The sequence below is a fragment of the Aquibacillus sediminis genome (assembly GCF_005870085.1).
GTDB classification, from domain to species: Bacteria; Bacillota; Bacilli; order Bacillales; family Amphibacillaceae; genus Aquibacillus_E; species Aquibacillus_E sediminis.
Genome location: NZ_SZNM01000030.1, coordinates 21,214 through 41,779 on the forward strand (window position 1 = coordinate 21,214; position 20,566 = coordinate 41,779).

General features: G+C 38.5%; 15 protein-coding genes and 2 rRNA genes. 10 read left to right on the plus strand and 7 right to left on the minus strand.

Features of this window, described 5'->3' with window-relative positions:
• Together FCI53_RS18735 and FCI53_RS18740 are read right to left on the minus strand one after the other, a co-directional pair.
• Positions 1–867 (minus strand): FAD synthetase family protein, encoded by an 867-nt coding sequence (locus tag FCI53_RS18735; RefSeq protein ID WP_138420529.1) that lies wholly within the window; start codon positions 865–867, stop codon positions 1–3.
• A gap of 27 nt (positions 868–894) precedes the next feature.
• Positions 895–1,380, minus strand: a complete 486-nt coding sequence (locus FCI53_RS18740; protein ID WP_138420530.1) for a flavin reductase family protein — start codon at positions 1,378–1,380, stop codon at positions 895–897.
• Positions 1,381–1,835: 455 nt separating this feature from the next.
• Between FCI53_RS18740 and FCI53_RS18745 the strand changes: the two genes are divergently transcribed.
• The 7 genes from FCI53_RS18745 (at position 1,836) to FCI53_RS21595 (ending at position 12,529) form a co-directional block, all read left to right on the plus strand.
• Positions 1,836–3,671: a XylR N-terminal domain-containing protein gene (locus tag FCI53_RS18745; RefSeq protein WP_138420531.1), complete on the plus strand. Its 1,836-nt coding sequence runs from the start codon at positions 1,836–1,838 to the stop codon at positions 3,669–3,671.
• A gap of 1,043 nt (positions 3,672–4,714) precedes the next feature.
• Positions 4,715–5,926, plus strand: coding sequence for an acyl-CoA dehydrogenase family protein (locus FCI53_RS18750; RefSeq protein WP_138420532.1), 1,212 nt, complete (start codon positions 4,715–4,717; stop codon positions 5,924–5,926).
• 50 nt (positions 5,927–5,976) lie between these two features.
• Positions 5,977–6,957 carry a catechol 2,3-dioxygenase gene (locus FCI53_RS18755; RefSeq protein WP_138420533.1) on the plus strand — a complete coding sequence of 327 codons (981 nt, stop codon included), beginning with the start codon at positions 5,977–5,979 and terminating at the stop codon, positions 6,955–6,957.
• Between the two features lie 351 nt (positions 6,958–7,308).
• Positions 7,309–8,154 carry an alpha/beta fold hydrolase gene (locus FCI53_RS18760; RefSeq protein WP_138420534.1) on the plus strand — a complete coding sequence of 282 codons (846 nt, stop codon included), beginning with the start codon at positions 7,309–7,311 and terminating at the stop codon, positions 8,152–8,154.
• Between the two features lie 575 nt (positions 8,155–8,729).
• Positions 8,730–9,707, plus strand: a complete 978-nt coding sequence (locus FCI53_RS18765) for a formylglycine-generating enzyme family protein (RefSeq protein WP_138420535.1) — start codon at positions 8,730–8,732, stop codon at positions 9,705–9,707.
• 199 nt (positions 9,708–9,906) lie between these two features.
• Positions 9,907–12,216, plus strand: coding sequence for an arylsulfatase (locus FCI53_RS18770; RefSeq protein ID WP_171038240.1), 2,310 nt, complete (start codon positions 9,907–9,909; stop codon positions 12,214–12,216).
• Between the two features lie 175 nt (positions 12,217–12,391).
• Positions 12,392–12,529 carry a hypothetical protein gene (locus FCI53_RS21595; RefSeq protein WP_171038241.1) on the plus strand — a complete coding sequence of 46 codons (138 nt, stop codon included), beginning with the start codon at positions 12,392–12,394 and terminating at the stop codon, positions 12,527–12,529.
• 144 nt (positions 12,530–12,673) lie between these two features.
• On the opposite strand, the gene FCI53_RS18775 is transcribed toward FCI53_RS21595, so the two are convergent.
• Positions 12,674–13,396: a 3-ketoacyl-ACP reductase gene (locus FCI53_RS18775; protein ID WP_138420537.1), complete on the minus strand. Its 723-nt coding sequence runs from the start codon at positions 13,394–13,396 to the stop codon at positions 12,674–12,676.
• Positions 13,397–13,732: 336 nt separating this feature from the next.
• On the opposite strand from FCI53_RS18775, the gene codB reads away from it, so the two are divergent.
• Positions 13,733–15,016: a cytosine permease gene (gene codB / locus FCI53_RS18780; RefSeq protein ID WP_138420538.1), complete on the plus strand. Its 1,284-nt coding sequence runs from the start codon at positions 13,733–13,735 to the stop codon at positions 15,014–15,016.
• A complete protein-coding gene (locus FCI53_RS18785) occupies positions 15,006–16,268 on the plus strand; it encodes a cytosine deaminase (RefSeq protein ID WP_138420539.1) in 1,263 nt (420 codons plus the stop codon). The genes codB and FCI53_RS18785 overlap by 11 nt, the downstream gene beginning before the upstream one ends.
• 243 nt (positions 16,269–16,511) lie before the next feature.
• On the opposite strand, the gene FCI53_RS18790 is transcribed toward FCI53_RS18785, so the two are convergent.
• Both FCI53_RS18790 and FCI53_RS18795 read right to left on the minus strand, forming a co-directional pair.
• Entirely contained in the window at positions 16,512–16,763 is a 252-nt protein-coding gene (locus FCI53_RS18790; RefSeq protein WP_210238507.1) for a hypothetical protein, read from the minus strand.
• A gap of 371 nt (positions 16,764–17,134) precedes the next feature.
• A complete protein-coding gene (locus FCI53_RS18795) occupies positions 17,135–19,090 on the minus strand; it encodes a right-handed parallel beta-helix repeat-containing protein (protein ID WP_138420540.1) in 1,956 nt (651 codons plus the stop codon).
• Between the two features lie 122 nt (positions 19,091–19,212).
• Between FCI53_RS18795 and FCI53_RS18800 the strand changes: the two genes are divergently transcribed.
• Positions 19,213–19,968, plus strand: coding sequence for a helix-turn-helix transcriptional regulator (locus FCI53_RS18800; protein WP_138420541.1), 756 nt, complete (start codon positions 19,213–19,215; stop codon positions 19,966–19,968).
• Positions 19,969–20,227: 259 nt separating this feature from the next.
• On the opposite strand, the gene rrf is transcribed toward FCI53_RS18800, so the two are convergent.
• Positions 20,228–20,343, minus strand: a 5S ribosomal RNA gene (gene rrf / locus FCI53_RS18805).
• A 100-nt stretch (positions 20,344–20,443) separates the two neighbouring features.
• Positions 20,444–20,566: ribosomal RNA gene (locus FCI53_RS18810) — 23S ribosomal RNA — on the minus strand; the annotation flags it as partial.

The window sequence follows — 20,566 nt, forward strand, 5'->3', positions numbered from 1 at the left end:
TCAACTCTCCTTTAATCGATAGAATGGATGCATGCTCATGAACGAACGTTTTATAGGTAATTCTTGATCTACCGGTAGTTGTTGTAACCACACCATTTCTACCTTTTGATCTGGAAACATGTTTAATCGTTGATTTTTTGCCAAGTAGACTCCTGTTTGACTTTTAGATACATATACTTCTGTTTCATGTTGCTCCTCATTTTTAGCAATCGCTACCCTATAATTCCCAGGGGCCGGTAGCATATAATAGGGTAATCGTTTAAAACACTCGCCGTCCCAGAAAACTTCTGTTTCATAACATCTACCAAGTACATTCGCTAGTTGTTCCACTTTCCCCTTCAAGATGAGTTCACGAATCCAGGTGGAACTAATCTTTTTTCCATTAAAATCTACTTTATCCACTTTGGTAACCTCTATTTGATCCGAAGAATCTGCTTTCAAGCGATCAATATTGCCGGCTCCTCGATGGCCATAGGAAAAATCAAATCCTGCTACTGCATGGTTCACACCTAGACCAAGCAGGTAGTTCGATACAAATTGCTCTGGTGGAAGGAAGAGAAAATCTTTATCACAGTTCACCACATAAAACGTATCGACACCTAGAGATTCTAAAATCGAGGCCTTCTTCGAGAGTGGCATAATATAGTCAAATGCTGTGTTGTCTTTTGCTAGAATCGTCTTTGGATGCGGAAAAAAGCTCATGACTGCAACCGAAAGCTGCTTTTCTTTCGCGACATCACAGGCAGTTTTAACCACTTGTTCATGACCGCTATGCACTCCATCAAAGAATCCCAATGCCATGACATTTGGTGTAGATTGCTTTTTCCAGTACGCAAGATTACTAGCGTTTAAGTGAATTGTCTCCATATGGATTTCCCCCTCCTCCTTACATCATTAGTTCGAATGAGCAGTGATTGTTTTTTCCAATGTACGATATTTTCCTTTAGAAAAGATTAGTGGTTCACCATCTTGTAAATGAATGTCCGTTACTTGACCAATAAAAATGGTATGATCACCTTCTACATACTCTGATTTCACATTACAAGCAACTTGTGCAAGTGCACCAGGAATGACTGGTTTATCATCTAGGTAATCAAATATTACTTTTTCCTCACTCTTTACCTGACCAGCGAAAATCATCGATAACTCCTGTTGGTCTTCTGACAAAATGTTAACGGAAAACTGCCCACTCTCCTGAATTTTCGGTAACATTTGCGCATCCTCTTTTACCGAAATAATAACCAGTTTTGGGTCAAGTGATTGTGACATGAAGGCATTTGCTGTCATGCCATGCGTCTGTCCATTTTTCGATTCGGTTGCAATAATCGTAACCCCCGTTGCAAAACTTCCCATCGCATTTCGAAATAAACGATCATCCATTTTTAAATTCCTCCTTAGTACGGTAAGTCTCTTTCAAAAAATGAGATTGGCTCGATGTTCATGCTGTTAAGATCATTACAGTTGCTGTAACATAACACACCCTTTTTCTTAAGCTGTCCAAGCCCTAAGACCGATCTTCTTCACTTCTCTTTTTGATCTGTTATGTGTTATAATTAATTCAACTTAAATGTTTAGAAAGTTAGGAAAAGAAATTTACACACCTAAAAAATGTAACCGTTCCCAAAAAGTTTGTTAAAATGGTTAAGGTTATCTGCAGACAATCCCCTCCCTAACATTTACATGTTGCCTTTGAGTTGACTAACTACATCGTATCATTGCCGTCGTTAAATTGAATCCTATGAAAAATAGCAAATTTTTATTTTTTTAACGCAAAAAGTGTGAATATTTAAAATTTATACTATATTTTATCAACTCATTTGGAGGGATGGATCCATATGGAAACAAATGTAAACAGTTCAAATTTGATTGATGTATTTGATTTACCTAAAGAACAGGCCCTGAATACTTTTTATGATCGTATGATTACCATTCCCATTACATCAATTGCATCTTTAAAAAAAGAGTTGGAAACAACGGTTGGGAAAGATCGATCGAAGGGGATTTTTATTCGATATGGTTGGCATAATGGGGTTAGTGATGGACAAAAAGCGATGACGTTCGAGTGGAAAACGGAAATTGATTTAATTCAAGCTGGACCCGAATTGCATATGTTACACGGATACGTCGATCATGTAAAAATTGATGCTCTTAACTATGAAAAAGAAGAAGACCTAGAGGCAATCTATGTCTCTTGGTATAATTCATTTGAAGTAGATGAATCTTTAAAAAACGGAACACACAGTGAGCAACCAGTTTGTCATACGATGTGTGGTTATGCTAGTGGCTATTTATCTACCGTCCTAAAAAGGCCTATTCTCGTAACGGAAACCAAATGCAAAGCAATGGGGCATGATCACTGTGAAGTCATTTGTATGCCGATGGAAAAATTTGGACAAGAACTAGAGAATGAATATAAGTATTATCAATCTACTAGTATGATTAAGGAGTTAGATGAAATAACAGCAAAATTAAAAATTGAACGTGATAACTTACATAAAGCATATGGACTTCACCGAAAGTTAATGGACGAATTACTTTCAAAACAAGGGGTGCAACGAATTGTTGACGTGTTATATAAGTCAACAGGCCTGCCAACCTTTATTGAAAATGCAGAAAATCAGATTATGGTGAAATCTGATGGAGTTGACTTAGATTTTGAATTGAATAAAATCAATACACGTACGACTCATTTTATCCGAGTATCTCCCGATGTCGGAATGCTTCGAACACCGATTTATTTTGAACAACAAATTAAAGGGTATTGTTCGTTTCTTTTCCCAAAAGATCACACCCCCACCGATTTAGAATATATGATTATCGATCAAGCTTCCCTCACCGCATCGATTATATTGCTAAATAAAAATATTAAGATTCAAACAGAGCAAAACATTAGACGTGATTTTTTAAGTGAGGTTTTAGAGGGAAAATTTGATAAAGAGAAACTTTATCAAATTGCTCATTACCTTAATTTTAATCCAAATGATTCCTATTGGATGCTTACGATGGAAAGGTCAATCAATCAATCCGAGATGAGTCATGAGGTAGAAGTCAATGAAGAAATCGTTCGTTACGTTAACATGTTCTTTAGGGACAGAAAGATAAATACGATTGTGTCACAAAAATCGGGTAAAATTATCATGTTGATTGAGTATGGCTCATTCCATAAGCTAAATATAAAGCAATCAACATTAATTAGTCAGTTATTAAAACACTGCTCACGCCGCTTCAACAATTATACGTTTATTGCGGGTGTGAGCTCCTTGGTACAAAGTATTGACCAGTTATCGATTTTATATAATGAAACATTGGCAGCTTTAAAAGCGTTGGATCCGAATGAAAAAGTACAATATTTTGAGGATTTAGGGATTGAAAGTGTTTTGTTTCAAATACCTGATGAGACATTAATTGACCGGTTTGTTAATAAACAAGTAGGAAAACTGCTCGAAATAGACAAAAATTTTGACTTGACGAAAACGTTATATGCTTTTGTTGAAAATGGTATTAACATTAATAAAACAGCTAAAGCTATTTCGATGTCGATCAGCGGATTACGCTATCGATTATATAAGATTAGTGAAATTTTAAATATCGAGTTGGATGATACCAAAAGTCTTTTTTCTGTATATATGGCATTAAATGTTTTAAAAGCAAAAGGACATATTACCATCTAACCTTCCATCATTCACAAGTTTTCTACACGACCTCAGTTGAAACTAGTTCTAATCGGACTATTTCTTCTGAGGTTGTTCTTTTTCTAGGAAAGTGAAAATACTCCCACTTAAGCTTTCCTGTTTTTTTATTTTGGCTATTTTCTAAAAGATTGTTGTTTTGTCACAATAACTATAGAATCCGAAGTAACTGCTTCCAACTTTCCTTATGAAAATGAGTGCTAAATGATCGCTGCGGAAATACACTACGCTTTCCATGGGGGGCTGGTGAGCCTCCTCGTGCTATCGCACTGTGGGGTCTCACCGATGCCACTAGTCCCATAGGAGTCTCCGTGTATTTCCTCCGCTGTTCGTGTGCTTCGTATTTTTTTGGGAAAAATCACATGAATGACATTTTAAGAATTATTACCATTATAAATCAGAACACCTATAACAGCGTAGGTAGAATACGTAGACTCCTCGAAAATACAAAGCCATTTTCTTCGTGCGATGTAACGCTGCCGAAATGTTCCTTGTCCTATGGGAACAGCGCGAGCTGAAGATCCACTTGGTAAAGTGGTTTTCTTTACCAAGTTAGCTGAAGCCGTGCCCATGGAAAGCGGAGCATTCTACCGAAGCGATTGTTTAGCACTCAATTTAAATCAGGAAAATGTTATTTCACAAAATCAGTTCGTCGGAGTTTCGATCAACTACGAAACAAAAAGCAACAAACTTTACTAAAAGTGCCTTTATTTTAAAAGTGAAGTAGCAGTTTTACCGACAATTGAACTGTCAATGGATAAATCGTTTAATTTACTCCCCCCTTCCCTTCGTTACAATTGCTGAAAAAGTAAAAACAAATGAATTTTTTCCATTGTTAAAATCCTGTCCACTCAGTCTTTATGAGTCCTTTCCATCCATTTTTCGCATGAATAATCTAAAAATTATTAATTTTTAACATTTTTAATAGCTATCTTAATTCTTCAAACAAAAATATAATAATAACCAATCAGATCAAACCCTCTGATTATTTTGATAACGTTTACAAAGATAAAGGAGGAATTTATTTGTCAACCAATTCTGTCGTAATCCCTAAAAAGTCACCTAACAGAGAACAATTACTTCAAAAAGCACAAGAAATTGGGGAATTAGCTGAAAAACATGCTTTACAAGCAGACATCGATGCGAAATTACCCGATATTGTCGTTGATAAAATTAAAGAGGCTGAATTTCATAAGCTTCATCGACCAAAAGCATATGGCGGTCAGGATTTAGATTTTTATACGTTTGGAGATATTATTCGAACCGTTGCCAATTACAATATTTCAGCAGCATGGATCACGTATTTCGCTATTATCCACGAAACTTGGCCAGCATTTCTACCAGAACAAGGTCGCGAAGCATTATACAATACCGATGCTTTACTTGCTGATGTGTTTGCACCAGTTGGAAAAGTGACCGACGACCCTGATGGCAAAGGGTACCGACTTAGTGGACAATGGAATTTCTGTAGTGGCGTATTATGGTCTGATTGGATTGCTTTAGGTGCAATTCATAAAATGAGAGATGCCTCCGAGCCAGAACTAAATATGTTTATTGTCCATAAGAATGATGTAGAAGTTATCGATAATTGGAACCCAATCGGTCTACGTGGGACTGGTAGTAACCCGGTTAAAGTAGATAATGTCTATGTCCCAGAAAAATATGTATTCCGATTAAAACAAGTTGTTGGAGGTGCTATAGCGCCTGATGGTAACTACGAAGAGGACTATCTACTTTTCAACGTTCCTTACTTAGTCTACTTCTTATCAGGTTTTCCACAGATCTGTATTGGTGGTTTAGAACGCCTGGTTAATGATTTTGAAGAAAAGACAAAAAATCGAGTTCGTATTTATAACAAGAATGCGAACGAAAAAGACGGTAGTAGCGCTCAGCATACACTAGGTGAATTTAAAATGCAGTTGAAAACCTTACAAGCTGTAGGGAAAGAATACATGGATAAATTAACCTATTATCAGGAAAATGGGATTCGAGTTATAGAAGAAGAAGAGCGTGAACAGCTCTTTGCGATGCGTGGACATATTTCTAAAACTTCTTCCGAATTGGCAACTAGAATCTTAGTAACACTTGGTGGTAATGCATTAAATAAGGAAGGTCATTCCGAACGTTTTGTTCGTGACCTAATCGCTGTTGCCGCCCACCCAACCCATCTATACGATGACGCGATGGTTGGCTATGGAAAAACAATTCTTGGTTATGACGGTCATCCAATGTGGTAAATCAATCATTTTACTAATGATATAACTATATTTTATGGGAGGAATTTAAAATGAAACAAGAACCAATCCTTGATATTTCTCACTTAGCACATATTGAAATTTATAGTCCAAAATTAGAACAATCGGTAACATTTTTCAAAGAGATGCTTGGGATGGATGAAGTTGAACGGCAAGGAAACTCCGTTTATTTGCGCGCTTATGAAGATCATTATCATAATACATTAATCATTACCGAAAACACGGAGGCTGGCTTAGGTCACATGGCGTTAAGAACGACTTCTCCGCAAGCACTAGAACGTCGTGCAGCTGAAATTGAGAAGATGGGCTATGGCATTGGTTGGATTGATGGAGATGTTGGTCATGGCCGTGCCTATCAGTTCAAGACACCAGATGGTCATAAGATGGAAATTTTCTGGGATGTGGAGTATTATCAAGCGCCAGAAGATCAGAAAACAGCATTGTTAAACCGTCCGCAAAGACGTCCTAATCGTGGTGTTCCTGTACGTCGGATCGACCATATTAACTTACTAGCAAAAGATACAAATAAAAATGTGGAGTTCTTAGAGAATGCATTAGGCTTTAATGTTCGGGAACGTATCTTAGATGATGACAATAATGACATTGCAGCTTGGTTAAGTGTAACGAACTTAGTTCACGACATCGCAATCATGGGCGATGCATTAGAAGAAGAAGGTCGTCTTCACCACATTTGTTACTGGTATGGCTATCCTCAACATTTAACAGATGTTGCTGAATTACTTGTTGAAGCGGATTACGAAATCGAAGTAAGCCCAATTAAACATGGTATTTCTCAAGCGACATGTATGTATGTCTACGAACCAGGTGGCAACCGTGTCGAGCTATTCGGTGATGCTGGTTATCTAATCTTTGACCCAGATTGGAAAACAATTGAATGGAAAGGGGAAGATACAGCTAAATCGATTCTATGGCATGGCGGATCTAATTTACCAGATAACTTTTTCGAATATGGAACCCCAGTAAGAAGCAAAAAACCTGTAAAAAATTCATAATTTTTTATACCGAGACAAAGGTGCAAGCGCCCGGTTAGCGACGTACGAACTGGACTGAGCCGTAGGAGATAAAGGAAACACGATGAATGGAGTGAATCGATGTTGACTTATCGTACGGAGGTGAGGGAAGTTGCGCTAGTCGTTGGGCACTGGAGCCGGACGTGGCTCAATATGTGTACACGGTTATCCACAGATATTCAAGTCTATAATTTCCTATACAGCAAGAAAGAAGAAAAAATTGTGGGTTTCTTCTTTCTTGCCACACACACACACCTAACATTTTACTAGGATTGATTCAGTTATTCAATTGATCTATCCATTTTATTTAAAAAGTTATTGGGAGGGTTTTAGTTGGAAATCAGTTCAAATTATATGAAAGTCAATGGCATTAATACCCATTACCATGAAGAAGGTTCAGGAAAAGAAAAAATGATCTTAATCCACGGATCCGGTCCCGGGGTGTCCGCATTTGCAAACTGGAGACTTGTTATTCCACGGTTAAGTGAGTCACTGCATGTATTCGCACCAGACATCGTTGGGTTTGGTAAAACTGATAAACTTCCGAAAGACCAATACACACTTGATCTGTGGGTGGATCATTTGATTGGTTTCATTGAAGCAGTATCCGATGAGCCTGTTTATTTAATTGGAAATTCATTCGGCGGTGCACTGTCCCTTCATGTAGCACATAGAAGACCAGATTTAGTAAAGAAATTAATTTTAATGGGCAGTGTTGGCACCAAGCATCAAGTATCCTATGGGTTAGACCGCGTTTGGGGATACGAACCTAGCCTTGAAACAATGCGTGAATTAATTGAGCTGTTCTCCTATGATCAAAAGGCAGCTAAAAATGAAGAACTCGTTCGTTTGCGTTATGAAGCTAGCATTCAACCTGAAACAAGAGATGCATTTGCAGCTATGTTCTTTGATTCTCGACAAGAAAGATTGGATGAACTCGCTTTACCTGACGAAGAAATTGAAAAAATTAACACAGAAACTTTATTATTCCATGGTGTAAATGACCAAGTGATTCCATTCGAAGACACAAGTTATAAAATGGTTCAACTACTACCAAACGCCGAGCTACATTTATTTAATAAGTGTGGTCACTGGACACAAATTGAAAAAACAGAACCATTTATCGATCATACGTTGGCGTTTGTTAAGGATAATGCTGGGACGTATAGTTACTCATAATAATAATCTGCAACTTATTGTTTTAAACCTTAAAGTATCTATTAAAAATTACATGTAGTTCTCCTCGCCCTGTATGAACATTCATGTCTTCAGGTGCGAGGTTTCTTCAGGTGAAAAGTTTGCCAAATGCTTAAAGATTATTGTGTGTTTAATACACTTACTTCTAACTGACTTCCAAAGACTAAATAAATGGAGACATTAGCAATTTTGAAAGTGCTTCTCCCCTGTTTCTTTAGATGGTAATGATTTGGCCGCTTCATGATCCTAGTCATCCAATGAAGTTTTCTTTGACCGTTTCCATCAAACATCCGTTGTTTTAAAATTCATTCATTAACCAATGAAACACAGGACTGTTTCTAGCTTTTTCCGTGGCACTTGTATCGCTCTTCCCTTAATCACTTACTTGTTTTGTGATTTGGTCGAAGCTGCTGAACGTCCTTTTGAACTCGAACAAATACGCGTTAAATTTTCTGAATATTAATAATATTCACTTTTATATGGATCGAAGTCTACTTCTGCATTTTATTCGGTAAGGAAACTTCATAGAAATACCAGAGGTTAAAAGGAGTGATTCAATGGAACATAATAAACCATCGCATTGCTGCAGTATGAGTAGAAATGACGTCGAACTAATAGATGATCATGCTCCACAAGAGCAAAAATTTGAGGAAATCGTTCTATCTGAAAAAGTAGAAACAACTAATGAGCAAATCTACATTCCAGGTGGTAGTTTCTTTATGGGGACAAAGGATAAGGAAGGTTACCCGGAAGATGGAGAAGGTCCAGTTAGAAAAGTTACGGTAGACCCCTTTTATATGGATGCCCATACTGTTACAAATGCAGAATTTCAAGATTTCGTAAAGGCTACTGATTATATAACGGAATCTGAACGATTTGGATGGTCATTTGTTTTCTATCAATTTGTTAGTAATCAAACAAAACGGAAAGTAAAGCAAGTCGTTCGGCAGACTCCTTGGTGGCTTGTCGTACATGGAGCATCATGGAAGCATCCAGAAGGACCCGACTCTAGCATAGCAAATAAAATGGAGCATCCTGTTGTACATGTGTCATGGAATGATGCTAGGGCTTATTGTGAATGGGCTGGCAAAAGACTACCAACAGAGGCGGAGTGGGAACTTGCGGCACGTGGTGGATTGGAACATAAGAAATTTCCATGGGGAGATGAATTAACACCAAACGGAGAACATCATTGTAATGTTTGGCAAGGAGAGTTTCCCAAAACAAACACGAAAGAAGATGGTTACAAAGGTACTGCACCAGCAGAGTCATTTCCACCGAATCAATACGGTTTATACAACGTTGTTGGGAATGTATGGGAGTGGTGTTCAGATTGGTTTGCAAAGCGCGTACGAGATCGTGGTGGAAGGATAAATCCTAAAGGACCAAAATCAGGGAGATTCCGTGTCATGCGTGGTGGCTCATACCTTTGTCATCATTCTTATTGTAATCGCTACCGAGTAGCAGCAAGATCCAAAAATACTCCTGATAGCGCATCAGGGAACATAGGTTTTCGTTGCGTGTCAGATGTTTAAAAAGCTTAATTAATATTATTCTCTTTTTCGTAATTATTGCCCTTTACTATAGTTGCGAATAATTAGTCAAATGTAATCCTAACAAGCAAGGAAACTTCGTAATGAGATTTATGTTTCAAACCACGTAAGTAAAGGCAATGTAGTATTGCGTTTACACGACAACCTTTAAAAACTACCATTTTTATGAGGAGGAATGAGCTTGGTATTTAACAGGAAAGAAGAAAAGCCTTGGAGAAAGTATGTTAATAAATTTTCGATGATTGGCACAATGGCTTTGACAGCTGCTTTCTTAGGGGGATGTCAAACCCAGATGCAAGACACGAATGCTGATGAAGTTCCTAAAGAAAACGTCGAAAATCAACCAAAGGTAGAAGAGAAAACGAACGTGGCATATATCGTACTAGATGATGCTGGCTTTTCTGATTTGGGGAGCTTTGGTTCCGAAATAAGCACCCCAAATATAGATGAACTGGCAGAAAATGGTTTAAAATATAATAACTTTCATACAACACCAGTTTGTTCGCCAACACGAGCCTCTTTATTAACAGGAAGAAATAGTCATGCGGTTGGGATGGGTAATGTTGCGAACTTTGATTTTGGAGAGGAAGATCCAAGTCGCAGAGGGAAAATAACCAAAGAAGCTGGGTTCGTAACAGAAGTACTTGCGGAAAATAATTATACGAACTTTGGTCTTGGTAAATGGCATATTACACCGACAGCAGAACTTTCTCCAGCTGGGCCCTATGACAGATGGCCACTTGGAAGAGGATTCGATCGCTACTATGGTAATTTAGAAGATTCTTCTGATCAGTTCCGTCCAGAATTATTTCGGGATAATAGCACGGTACCGCTCCCTGATGAAGAAAACTATCACTATTCAGAAGATATCGTTGAAAATGCTAGACAATATGTCACGGATCATGTATCTATTCGACCGGACGATCCTTTGTTTATGTATCTTGGTTTTGGTGCACAGCATATGCCACATCAAGTGCCTGAGGAATATATTGACATGTATGAAGGCAAATACGATGAAGGTTGGGATGTCATTAGGGAGCAGCGATTTGAAAAACAAAAGGAAATGGGAATTATTCCAGAAGATGCTGAACTAGCCCCACGTGAGACTGGCGTTCCAGCATGGGATAGCCTAAATGAAGATCAAAAGAAACTTTATGCTAGGTTTATGGAGACATATGCAGGATTTTTAACGCATACCGATGAACAAGTTGGTAAATTAATGGATCACTTGGAGGAAATTGGTGAATTGGATAATACGCTAATTGTATTTATATCCGATAATGGCGCTAGCTTCTCAGGCGGAGAAAATGGTGCAACAAATCAGACTCTTGCTTACAATAAGATTCCTGAAGAATTTGAATCCATGAAGGAAAAATATGATCAAATTGGTGGAGAACAAACGAATAGTGATTATCCTTCCGGTTGGTCCCAAGTTAGTAATACACCGTTTGCGGACTTTAAAGGGAGTACACATGCTGGTGGCATACGCACCCCTATGATTGTTCACTGGCCAAATGGTATGGACGCAAAAGGAGAAATACGAACACAATTCACCCATGTTAGCGACATCACAGCAACGGTATGTGATGTCCTTGGAATTGATGTCCCTGAACAATTAAATGATGTCGAGCAAATGGAAGTAACAGGAACGAGCTTTGCCGAGACTTTTGACAACCCAGATGCAGATACAGGTAAGGATACTCAATACTTTGAACTTAGTGGAAAACGTACCATCTATCATGATGGGTGGAAAGCAATTTCCAATCATGAGCCAGGTACAGATTTTGAGGATGATGAATGGGAGCTTTACAATGTAACTGTAGACTTTTCCGAGTTAAATAATGTGGCATCTGAACATCCAGAATTACTAGAAGAATTGATTGATCTTTGGAATGAACAAGCAGAAAAGAATAATGTTTTCCCATTAACAGAAAATTTCTTAGAAGGTCTAGGAAATTTGCCAGAGGATAATGTAAGAGCAAGAAGTTCGTTTACGTTTTATCCAGGCATGTCACATTTAAGTGAATCAGCTGCACCGTTGACATTAGCTCGCAACCATGAAATTACCATTCCTATCGATTTCAATAAAGGGGACGAAGGTGTCTTGCTAGCATTGGGTAATGATGAGAGTGGATATACCTTTTATATAAAAGAAAATACTCTCCATTATGAATTTCATAATGGTACAGAAAGGTTTACTATCACCCCAGAAATGGATTTAGCTGAAGGTGAGAATACGATCACATTTTCATTTGAAAACACTGGTGAGAACCAAGGTACAGGTACATTATTCATTAATGAGGAACCTGTTGGAGAAACAGAAGTACAAACACTACCACTTAAAAACTCTTTTGAAGGGTTGGATATTGGAAAAGATTTACTATATCCTGTAAGCCCTGAATATGCGGGTGAGGGACACTTCCTTTTCACCGGTGAAATTGAAAAAGTTCAATACGATTTTGAAGAATCAGAATATATTTTAACTAAATAAGTACGAGGAGGAGTGGTTTCGAAACCACTCTTCTTTCTATTAATACAATATATCCGTCAAATATGTGTTAAATTTGGATGATTAATGACATTATCGTTTGTTCATTTAACAAAATGTACTACATTCCTTCAAAACAGGGTATCTTATTACAAACGAGGATTTAGGAGGAATGTATATGTCTAAAAGATTTAATAATGACAATGTCACGGTTGGATCGAATGATGCAATTCGGGGTAAGCCTTCATTAGATATTGACCGTGTTTTTAACGTAAAAGAAACAAAAAAACATGAAGGTAAAAGAAGGAACAATTAAATTTTTGAACATAAATCACGGATAAAAACCTTTGACACGAAAGGTGTCAAAGGTTTTTATTGAGAGAGAATCCGCAACTTTGATGAATTTGTCGTCTACCCCTAAAATTGATCTCCACTCCTATATTAGTAAGGTACTCCATATTTAAAACGGATTAGTCGCCCACTGTAGTGATTGTTTAATGAAAATCCGTGGATGTAATTTTAACTGTGCCACCATATACTCAGCTAAGTCCTCTGGTTGCATGAACTTCTGTTTATCTTGGTCCTCTACTTTATCACCGAACACTAATTCCGTTGCCACTAAGCTTGGATTTAATGTGAACACACGAATATTGTTTCGGCGAACTTCTTGCATCAATGCCTCGGTCATCCCTTGAATCGCAAATTTTGAACCGCTATAGGCTGTTGAGCCCGCGGTACCTTTTAGACCATTACTTGAAGAGATAGTTATAATATCTCCTTGGTTGTTTTCGATCATTTGCGGCAACACAGCACGTGTCACATGGTAGGTACCAAATACATTCACTTCAAACGTACGTTTCCAAACAGCCGGGTCTGTTTCTAAAAATGTGCCATGCATCCCCATTCCCGCATTATTGATCAAAATATCCGCAGAACCGATCTCTTTTTCCAGAATAGAAACCGCTTGGTCAACTTGGTCCATATTTGCAATATCAGCTACAGTGATTGCTGCATTCACTCCAAATTCCCTTGCTTGTTCCGCTACTTTTACTAGTTTTTCTTCCCTACGAGCGATCAATCCAACGTGAACCCCTTCTTCAGCCAATTGCAATGCAGTTGCTCGACCGATCCCACTACTTGCACCTGTAATATAAGCAACTTTTCCTTTTATAGCTTGTCCCATCGTATCATCCTTTCTAATTCCTTAGGAACCATTTTACGTTTGGATCTAGAGAGAGTCCAGCATAATGCAAGCTTTTTTCAACTTGACATAACAGATTATTCCTGTGATAATAACACTAATTAAATATTGGTACCTTTAATTCAGTCCAGTGAGGCTGACAAGGACAGCGGAAAAGAATAGGGTGACGTATACACTTAGGATACGTTTATCTCTTTACATGCAAAAAAGCTTCTTGTCAGAAATGGCGAGAAGCTTTTTTTGTAGCAAGCAAGTCCCCATCCCCTATCCGTTACAACATGGTACCAATTCTACTAAACTATTTAGGAGGAATTGGTTATGAACAAGCAACAAACAGATCAGGATTTTTCTTTACAAGCAGTACCTGTAACAAAGCGAAATGGTTTTTGGAAAATGTTAGTCGTGATGCTTGGGTTGACATTTTTTTCAGCAAGCATGTTATCTGGTGGTGAATTAGGGTTAGGATTATCCATGCAAGAATTTATTTGGGTCGTGTTAGCAGGTAATTTAATTTTAGGACTTTACACAGCGGCACTTGCCTATATTGCTGCAAAAACAGGATTATCCACCCACCTACTTGCTCGTTACGCTTTTGGTGAAAAAGGTTCTTACCTCGCGTCACTATTATTAGGTGGTACACAAGTAGGATGGTTCGGTGTTGGACTCGCGATGTTCGCCGTACCTGTTCAAAAAGTAATTGGACTTGATATGTCCCTGATCATTTTAATCGCCGGCGTATTGATGACTGCATCTGCTTTCTTCGGGATGAAGTCACTAGCAATGATCAGTTTCATTTCAGTCCCAGCGATTGCGATTTTAGGAAATTTCTCCATGTTTAAAGCAGTAGATACAATTGGTGGTATGAGCGAATTAATGGCGTATGAACCAACACAATCGATTAGTCTTGCAGCAGCACTTACGATCTGTGTTGGGTCATTTGCAAGTGCCGGAACACTGACACCAGACTTTGCACGATTTGCTAAAACAAAGCGTTCCGCAGTTGTAACCACACTGATTGCTTTCTTAATCGGTAACTCGTTAATGTTTGCCTTCGGTGCGATTGGTGCGATTGCAACAGGTTTTGCAGATATTTCTGAAGTCATGTTCACTCAAGGATTAATTGTTGCAGCCGTGATTGTCTTAGGTCTGAACATCTGGACGACCAATGATAGTGCCTTGTACGCGTCAGGATTAGGCTTTTCAAATATTACAAAAGTGAAAAAGAAAAAAGTTGTCATCTTCAACGGGATTGTCGGAACGATTTTTGCGATGTGGCTTTACAACAATTTTGTCGGTTGGTTAACCTTACTAGGTGCGGCACTTCCACCAATTGGAGCGATTTTACTGGCGGATTTCTTTATTTTGAACCGTGGAAGCTATCAAGCATTTGAAACGATGAAATTTAAAGTTGTGAACTGGCCAGCCATTATTGCTTGGGGATTAGGTTTTGCTGCGGCACAATTTTTACCAGGGATCCCACCATTGAACGGAATAATTGGATCTGTGATTGTTTACCTAAGTGTATCGATCGTTACGCAAAAGCTAACCAATACAAACACTTCTCTGGAAGTTGAAAAAGGAGCTATCAAAATTGATTATTAAAAACGCAAAACTACGAGGTACGGAAGGCCTTTGGCAGATTGAAATAGAAGATGGAAAAATTAAACAGATTAGTGAACAAGGGGTATCAACGGATGAAGCGATCGATGCGGGTGGGCGCTTGGTCCTCCCTCCTTTCATCGAACCACATATCCATTTAGACACAACCTTAACTGCTGGGGAACCAAAATGGAATGAAAGTGGTACATTATTTGAAGGCATTGAAACATGGTCGGAACGAAAAAAATCATTAACCGTTCAAGATGTGAAAACGAGAGCAACGAAAGCATTAACATGGCAAATTGCGCAAGGGATCCAACATGTCCGCACCCACGTCGATGTGACAGACCCTGAATTAACGGCATTAAAAGCCCTATTAGAAGTAAAACAAGAAATGGCTGGCCTGGTTGATTTGCAATTGGTTGCTTTTCCACAAGAAGGAATCCTGTCCTATCCGAACGGACAGGACCTACTCGAAGAAGCACTGCGTATGGGGGCTGATGTGGTTGGTGGAATTCCGCATTATGAATTCACACGAGAATATGGTGTCGAATCGATGGCGATCGCCTTTCAACTCGCTGAAAAATATGACCGCTTGATCGACATCCACTGTGACGAAATTGATGATGAACAATCACGTTTCGTTGAAGTAGTTGCCGCTGAGGCACACCGATATGAAATGGGAAGCCGTGTCACTGCTAGCCATACAACAGCGATGCATTCTTATAATGATGCCTATACGTCAAAACTATTTCGATTATTAAAACTATCAGATATTAACTTTATCGCCAATCCACTAGTTAATATTCACTTACAAGGTCGATTTGACTCCTATCCAAAACGTCGCGGCATTACGAGAGTCAAAGAAATGCAAGAGGCTGGCATCAATGTTAGCTTCGGGCACGATGATATTTTTGATCCATGGTATCCACTGGGTACAGGAAATATGTTGCAAGTGCTTCACATGGGCATCCATGCCACACAATTAATGGGCTACCAGCAAATTGTCAATTCGATCGACTTTATTACAAAAAACAGTGCCAAAACGTTAAACATCGAGGAAAAGTATGGGGTTGAACAAGGCAAACCCGCAAACTTGATTATTTTAGATGCAGAAAACGAATATGAAGCCATTCGCAAACAAGCACCAGTCCTTTATTCGATTCGCAATGGAAAAATAATCGCCGAGACGAAACCAGCAGAAACGCATGTCTTGATTGGTAGCGAAAAAGAACGAGTGACATTTACTAAATAAAGCTTTTCTGTTATACAGAGTAAAATTGGGGAGGTATGAACAGCCTCCCCTTTTATTACGGAAAAAGATGGGTTGGATCTGTGGTGAAGCTAGAGGATTGGCTTATTATGGCATTAGATATATCGCCGTAAGTTGGAAGATAGCTATGGTGCCAATTTTCATGGGGGAGTCCTCTTATGATAGTAGTTGTTTCCTATCAAAAAAAGCAATACGGAAAAACGTCCATAATGCTTTTATTAATCGTTATGTTTTTAATTTTGTTTTTATTAATCGAAAGGATTTTTGAACCATTTCTTTTAAATCGATTTGTCCTTTTACAAGCTCGTACTCAGCCTCGAATTGATCTCTATCACAAACGTACTGTTCTCCGTCCTTATTTGTGATGAGATAATCCCCAGGTACCCCCTTCATTGTACTATCGGATGTTTCAATTGTAATAGATCTTGTTAACTTCACCGCTTCTACAACAACCGGTTTTTTTCTATATTTTGGCATAGGTATTAACCTCCTTTTTATAGTAGACTATGCAAAACAGGTGAATGTGTATAGGCTATAGTTGTCTTATTAACTTTTTGCATTTACCGATTGTGAAAGTAACCGCGGAGAGCGTTTCATTAAGGTTTTTTCGTATCGAAAATAGAGGATAAATTTTTAAGTTCAAAGTATATCGGTTAATCTTACAAGAGTGTTGATTTTGTCATTAACTGGACATTATGTTCAAGAAGTGACGGTGATAATTGGACAATACTTTGGAAGTAGTAGGTTGTCTTTTTAAATATTTTTATTATGCCGATAATTCTTCTGCGCTAAAAAGTTTATGCGAAACAACAAACAGGGGGACAACAAACCTGTCCCCCTGTCCCATTTTAGCCCCAAATTTTTATGTGATTTTTGCCTGGTTGCAACTTTGCGATTGGACCTAGTACGCTTGTTTGTTGTCTTTTTTCACCAAAATAATCCGCATCGATAATAACGTCGCTTCCATCTGGATTTTCAAATTCTGCATCAACCATTCGCACTCTTGGTAGTGTGCTTGTCGAAGGAATTTCTCCAGCCATGTTCGCGAAAGCTTCTGGAAGCTCACAAGAAAGATACACGCCCTCTCCTTCTTCTATAATCCGTACATTCGGATTAGCCTGATCAATGACGTTATCTTCTTCTCTCTCAAAGGCCACCGCCCCATTCAAGTAGGCATTCTTGTGAATATAGACAGGCTGGTCGACATCTAAAAATAGTTCGACGTCGCCTGGTTTTTGATGAACAGTCTCGATGTATTCCTCAAGTGAGGTGGTATAACCTTTGAAATGAGCCGTACCAACCGCATGTGTCGAATCATTTTTACCAGAAACAACACCTTCTGTCGTATCCGTACCAACGAAAATATTATGATAAAAACGATCATCTCCACCGTGCACGACAGCAAATCCTGCTACCTCTGTACTATGCGGGAAATGATAGGGTGTCGATCGATTCAAAATTTTTCGATGTACCATTTTCCCGCAAATTAAATTGTTAAGATAGGCTCCACCTTGCGCATAGTTATCGAACGCATAATCTGAAGCTAAAATATTGTTGTCGACGATATATGGACCATGACTCACTTCGACAAACAAGTCCCGGTTATTGTGATAATACAAATTTTGACTAACTCTTGTGCCTTGTGTCTGCCAATCTAACCAAGTTCCCAGTGAACAATCATGAATCCGGTTGTTATGAATTTGTACATCGATCGCTGCATGCAATTTGATTCCAGCAATCTCATGGCCAAAAAATTCACGTTTTAATGCAATTTTATAAATGTGATTATCATAGATTTCACTGAAAACACAACCTAAATGCCCTACGATACCATTTTGGCCACAATCATAAATCGTATTGTTCCGAATGATATGGGAACCAATTTTTTCTTTACTCCAACCTATTTGTCTAGCAAGAAACACGGATTCTAGTTGATATTGATAGCCTGGTTTATCTTTTCGGATCGAGCGATAATTATTTCCGGTTGATGCTTCTTTTCCAATACTGATCGCACTACATTTGGCATCATGGATCACATTATCTTCCATGATCCAGCCTTTACTCCAATTCGCACCAAGTAACCCTGGTTGATCGGCCGTCGGTGGCGTCCATGGGGTTGCCGCTTGCGCCATTTCAAAACCTTTGACCGTGATATAGTCTACACCAGTTACTTCCGGATAGAAGCAAGCCTTTCGCACGTTGATTTCAACTAATTCTTTATTTGGATTTGATTCATGAAAATTAGCATAGATTGTTGTATTGTCCTCATCCACATCGGCAAACCATACATACTTTGTTTGGTCTGGATTATGGACAGGCACTACCTCTTTGGTCCAGTTGTCTAGTACTTCCGTTTGAACAACTGGGTCAAACAATGCCTCGTAGTTTCCAACCTCATAGAACGACATGCCGTTTAAATAAACGTCCCCTAAGTGTTTGGGAGGATCTGTCGCAAACAGCCAATCACCGAAAACTTCTTCTTGATATGGATTATAATTACCAAATGTTTCATTCGGTACGACTGTTTTCCATACCGTTCCATTAACTTGCTCCCAATTTTGCACCCGTTCAGAACCTTTAATGACGACATGCTCTCCTGGTGCAGCTTGGTATGTAATACGCCTTTTATGACTCAACCCAGGATTTTTAGGTTTGACCCACTCACGATACTCTCCTTCATGGACAATAATCGTATCCCCTGCTTCTGCAACAGTTGCTGCTTGATTAATCGTTAAAAATGGGTGCTGTTCTGTTCCCGCCCCATGATCCGAACCAGTTTTCGCTACGTGATAAGTAAAAGCCATCTCGCTTCCTCCTTTTAGAACAAAATCTACTTCTATTATAGTAATAAAAAATACTATACTTCTATTCGAAATATAGTATAATGAGAGACAATATTCGTGTTCTTTGCGGGAGGGAAAAGCTTATGGTCTTTTTTGAACATCATGGCGTGGAAGAAAAAGAGTCCTTTCATTATTCTACCCTTACAAATTTTAATTTTCCGCTCCATTTTCACCGCGCCTATGAAATTATCTTTGTGAATGAAGGGAATTTATCGGTAACGATTGATCAAAAAGAGTATATTTTACATAAGAATGATGCCGTTTTCATTTTTCATAACCAATTGCATGAATTCAAGACGATCGATCACTCCACGATTACGATCATAATTTTTTCACCTGAATTAATCGGAGACTTTTTTATGCATTATAAAGGATACATCCCCGACAATAATGTTTTTCCATTAAGTGATGTACCCAACTTAAGTAAGCTTGATTCCATTTTTAAGCAAAAAAGTTTTTTATATGATTGTTGTAGTATGTTAGTGGATCATAGCAAATTCACTCCGGTTACATACTCCACTAAGACGAAGGTATTGCATCAAATGTTACTTTTTGTTGATAAACATTATATGTATGACTGCACCTTAAAAGCGATCGCGAACCAGCTACAATATGATTACGCCTATTTATCAAAGTTATTTGTGCAAATGACGAACATGACTTTCACTGCCTATCTGAATCATTATCGCATTTCCCAGGCATGTTATTTTCTGAAAAATAGTCAGCAATCGATTGGTGAGATCGCCATCAACTGTGGGTATAATAACCTTAGATCATTTCATCGTAATTTTAAAAAGATTACCAAGTACTCGCCTCAGGCTTATAGGGGGGGAGGTTGAGGGTTAGGTGAGGCTAGATGTTGGAGAGGTTACGTTTAAAATATTCGTCAGAAAACTTCTTTTGGATCTCCTAGTGGAATGAGGTTCTGATTCACTTACATTATTACTGAATTTGTCATATTTTAACAAGCAAGCCGGTTTCTCATTCCGTTATTTTATAGCTTTATTAGGAACTTATAGAAATAAATAATTTTGGTTCTACAATATTTGTCACAATTAAAAAAACCTTAAAGATATCATTATCTTTAAGGTTTTTTTTGCTTAGCGGCGTCCTACTCTCGCAGGGGCAAAGCCCCAACTACCATCGGCGCTGAAGAGCTTAACTTCTGTGTTCGGCATGGGAACAGGTGTGACCTCTTCGCTATTGCCACTAAACAATGGTGTATTTAGTTAGATATGTACCTTCAAAACTAGATAAGAAAGTCTCAAGACAAACAAACATTTAAAAACAGTCTAGGTCCGACTCCTAAACAATATAGTTAAGTCCTCGATCTATTAGTATCCGTCAGCTGCACGTGTCACCACGCTTCCACCTCGGACCTATCAACCTCATCGTCTCTGAGGGATCTTACTCATTTAAAATGATGGGAAGTCTCAT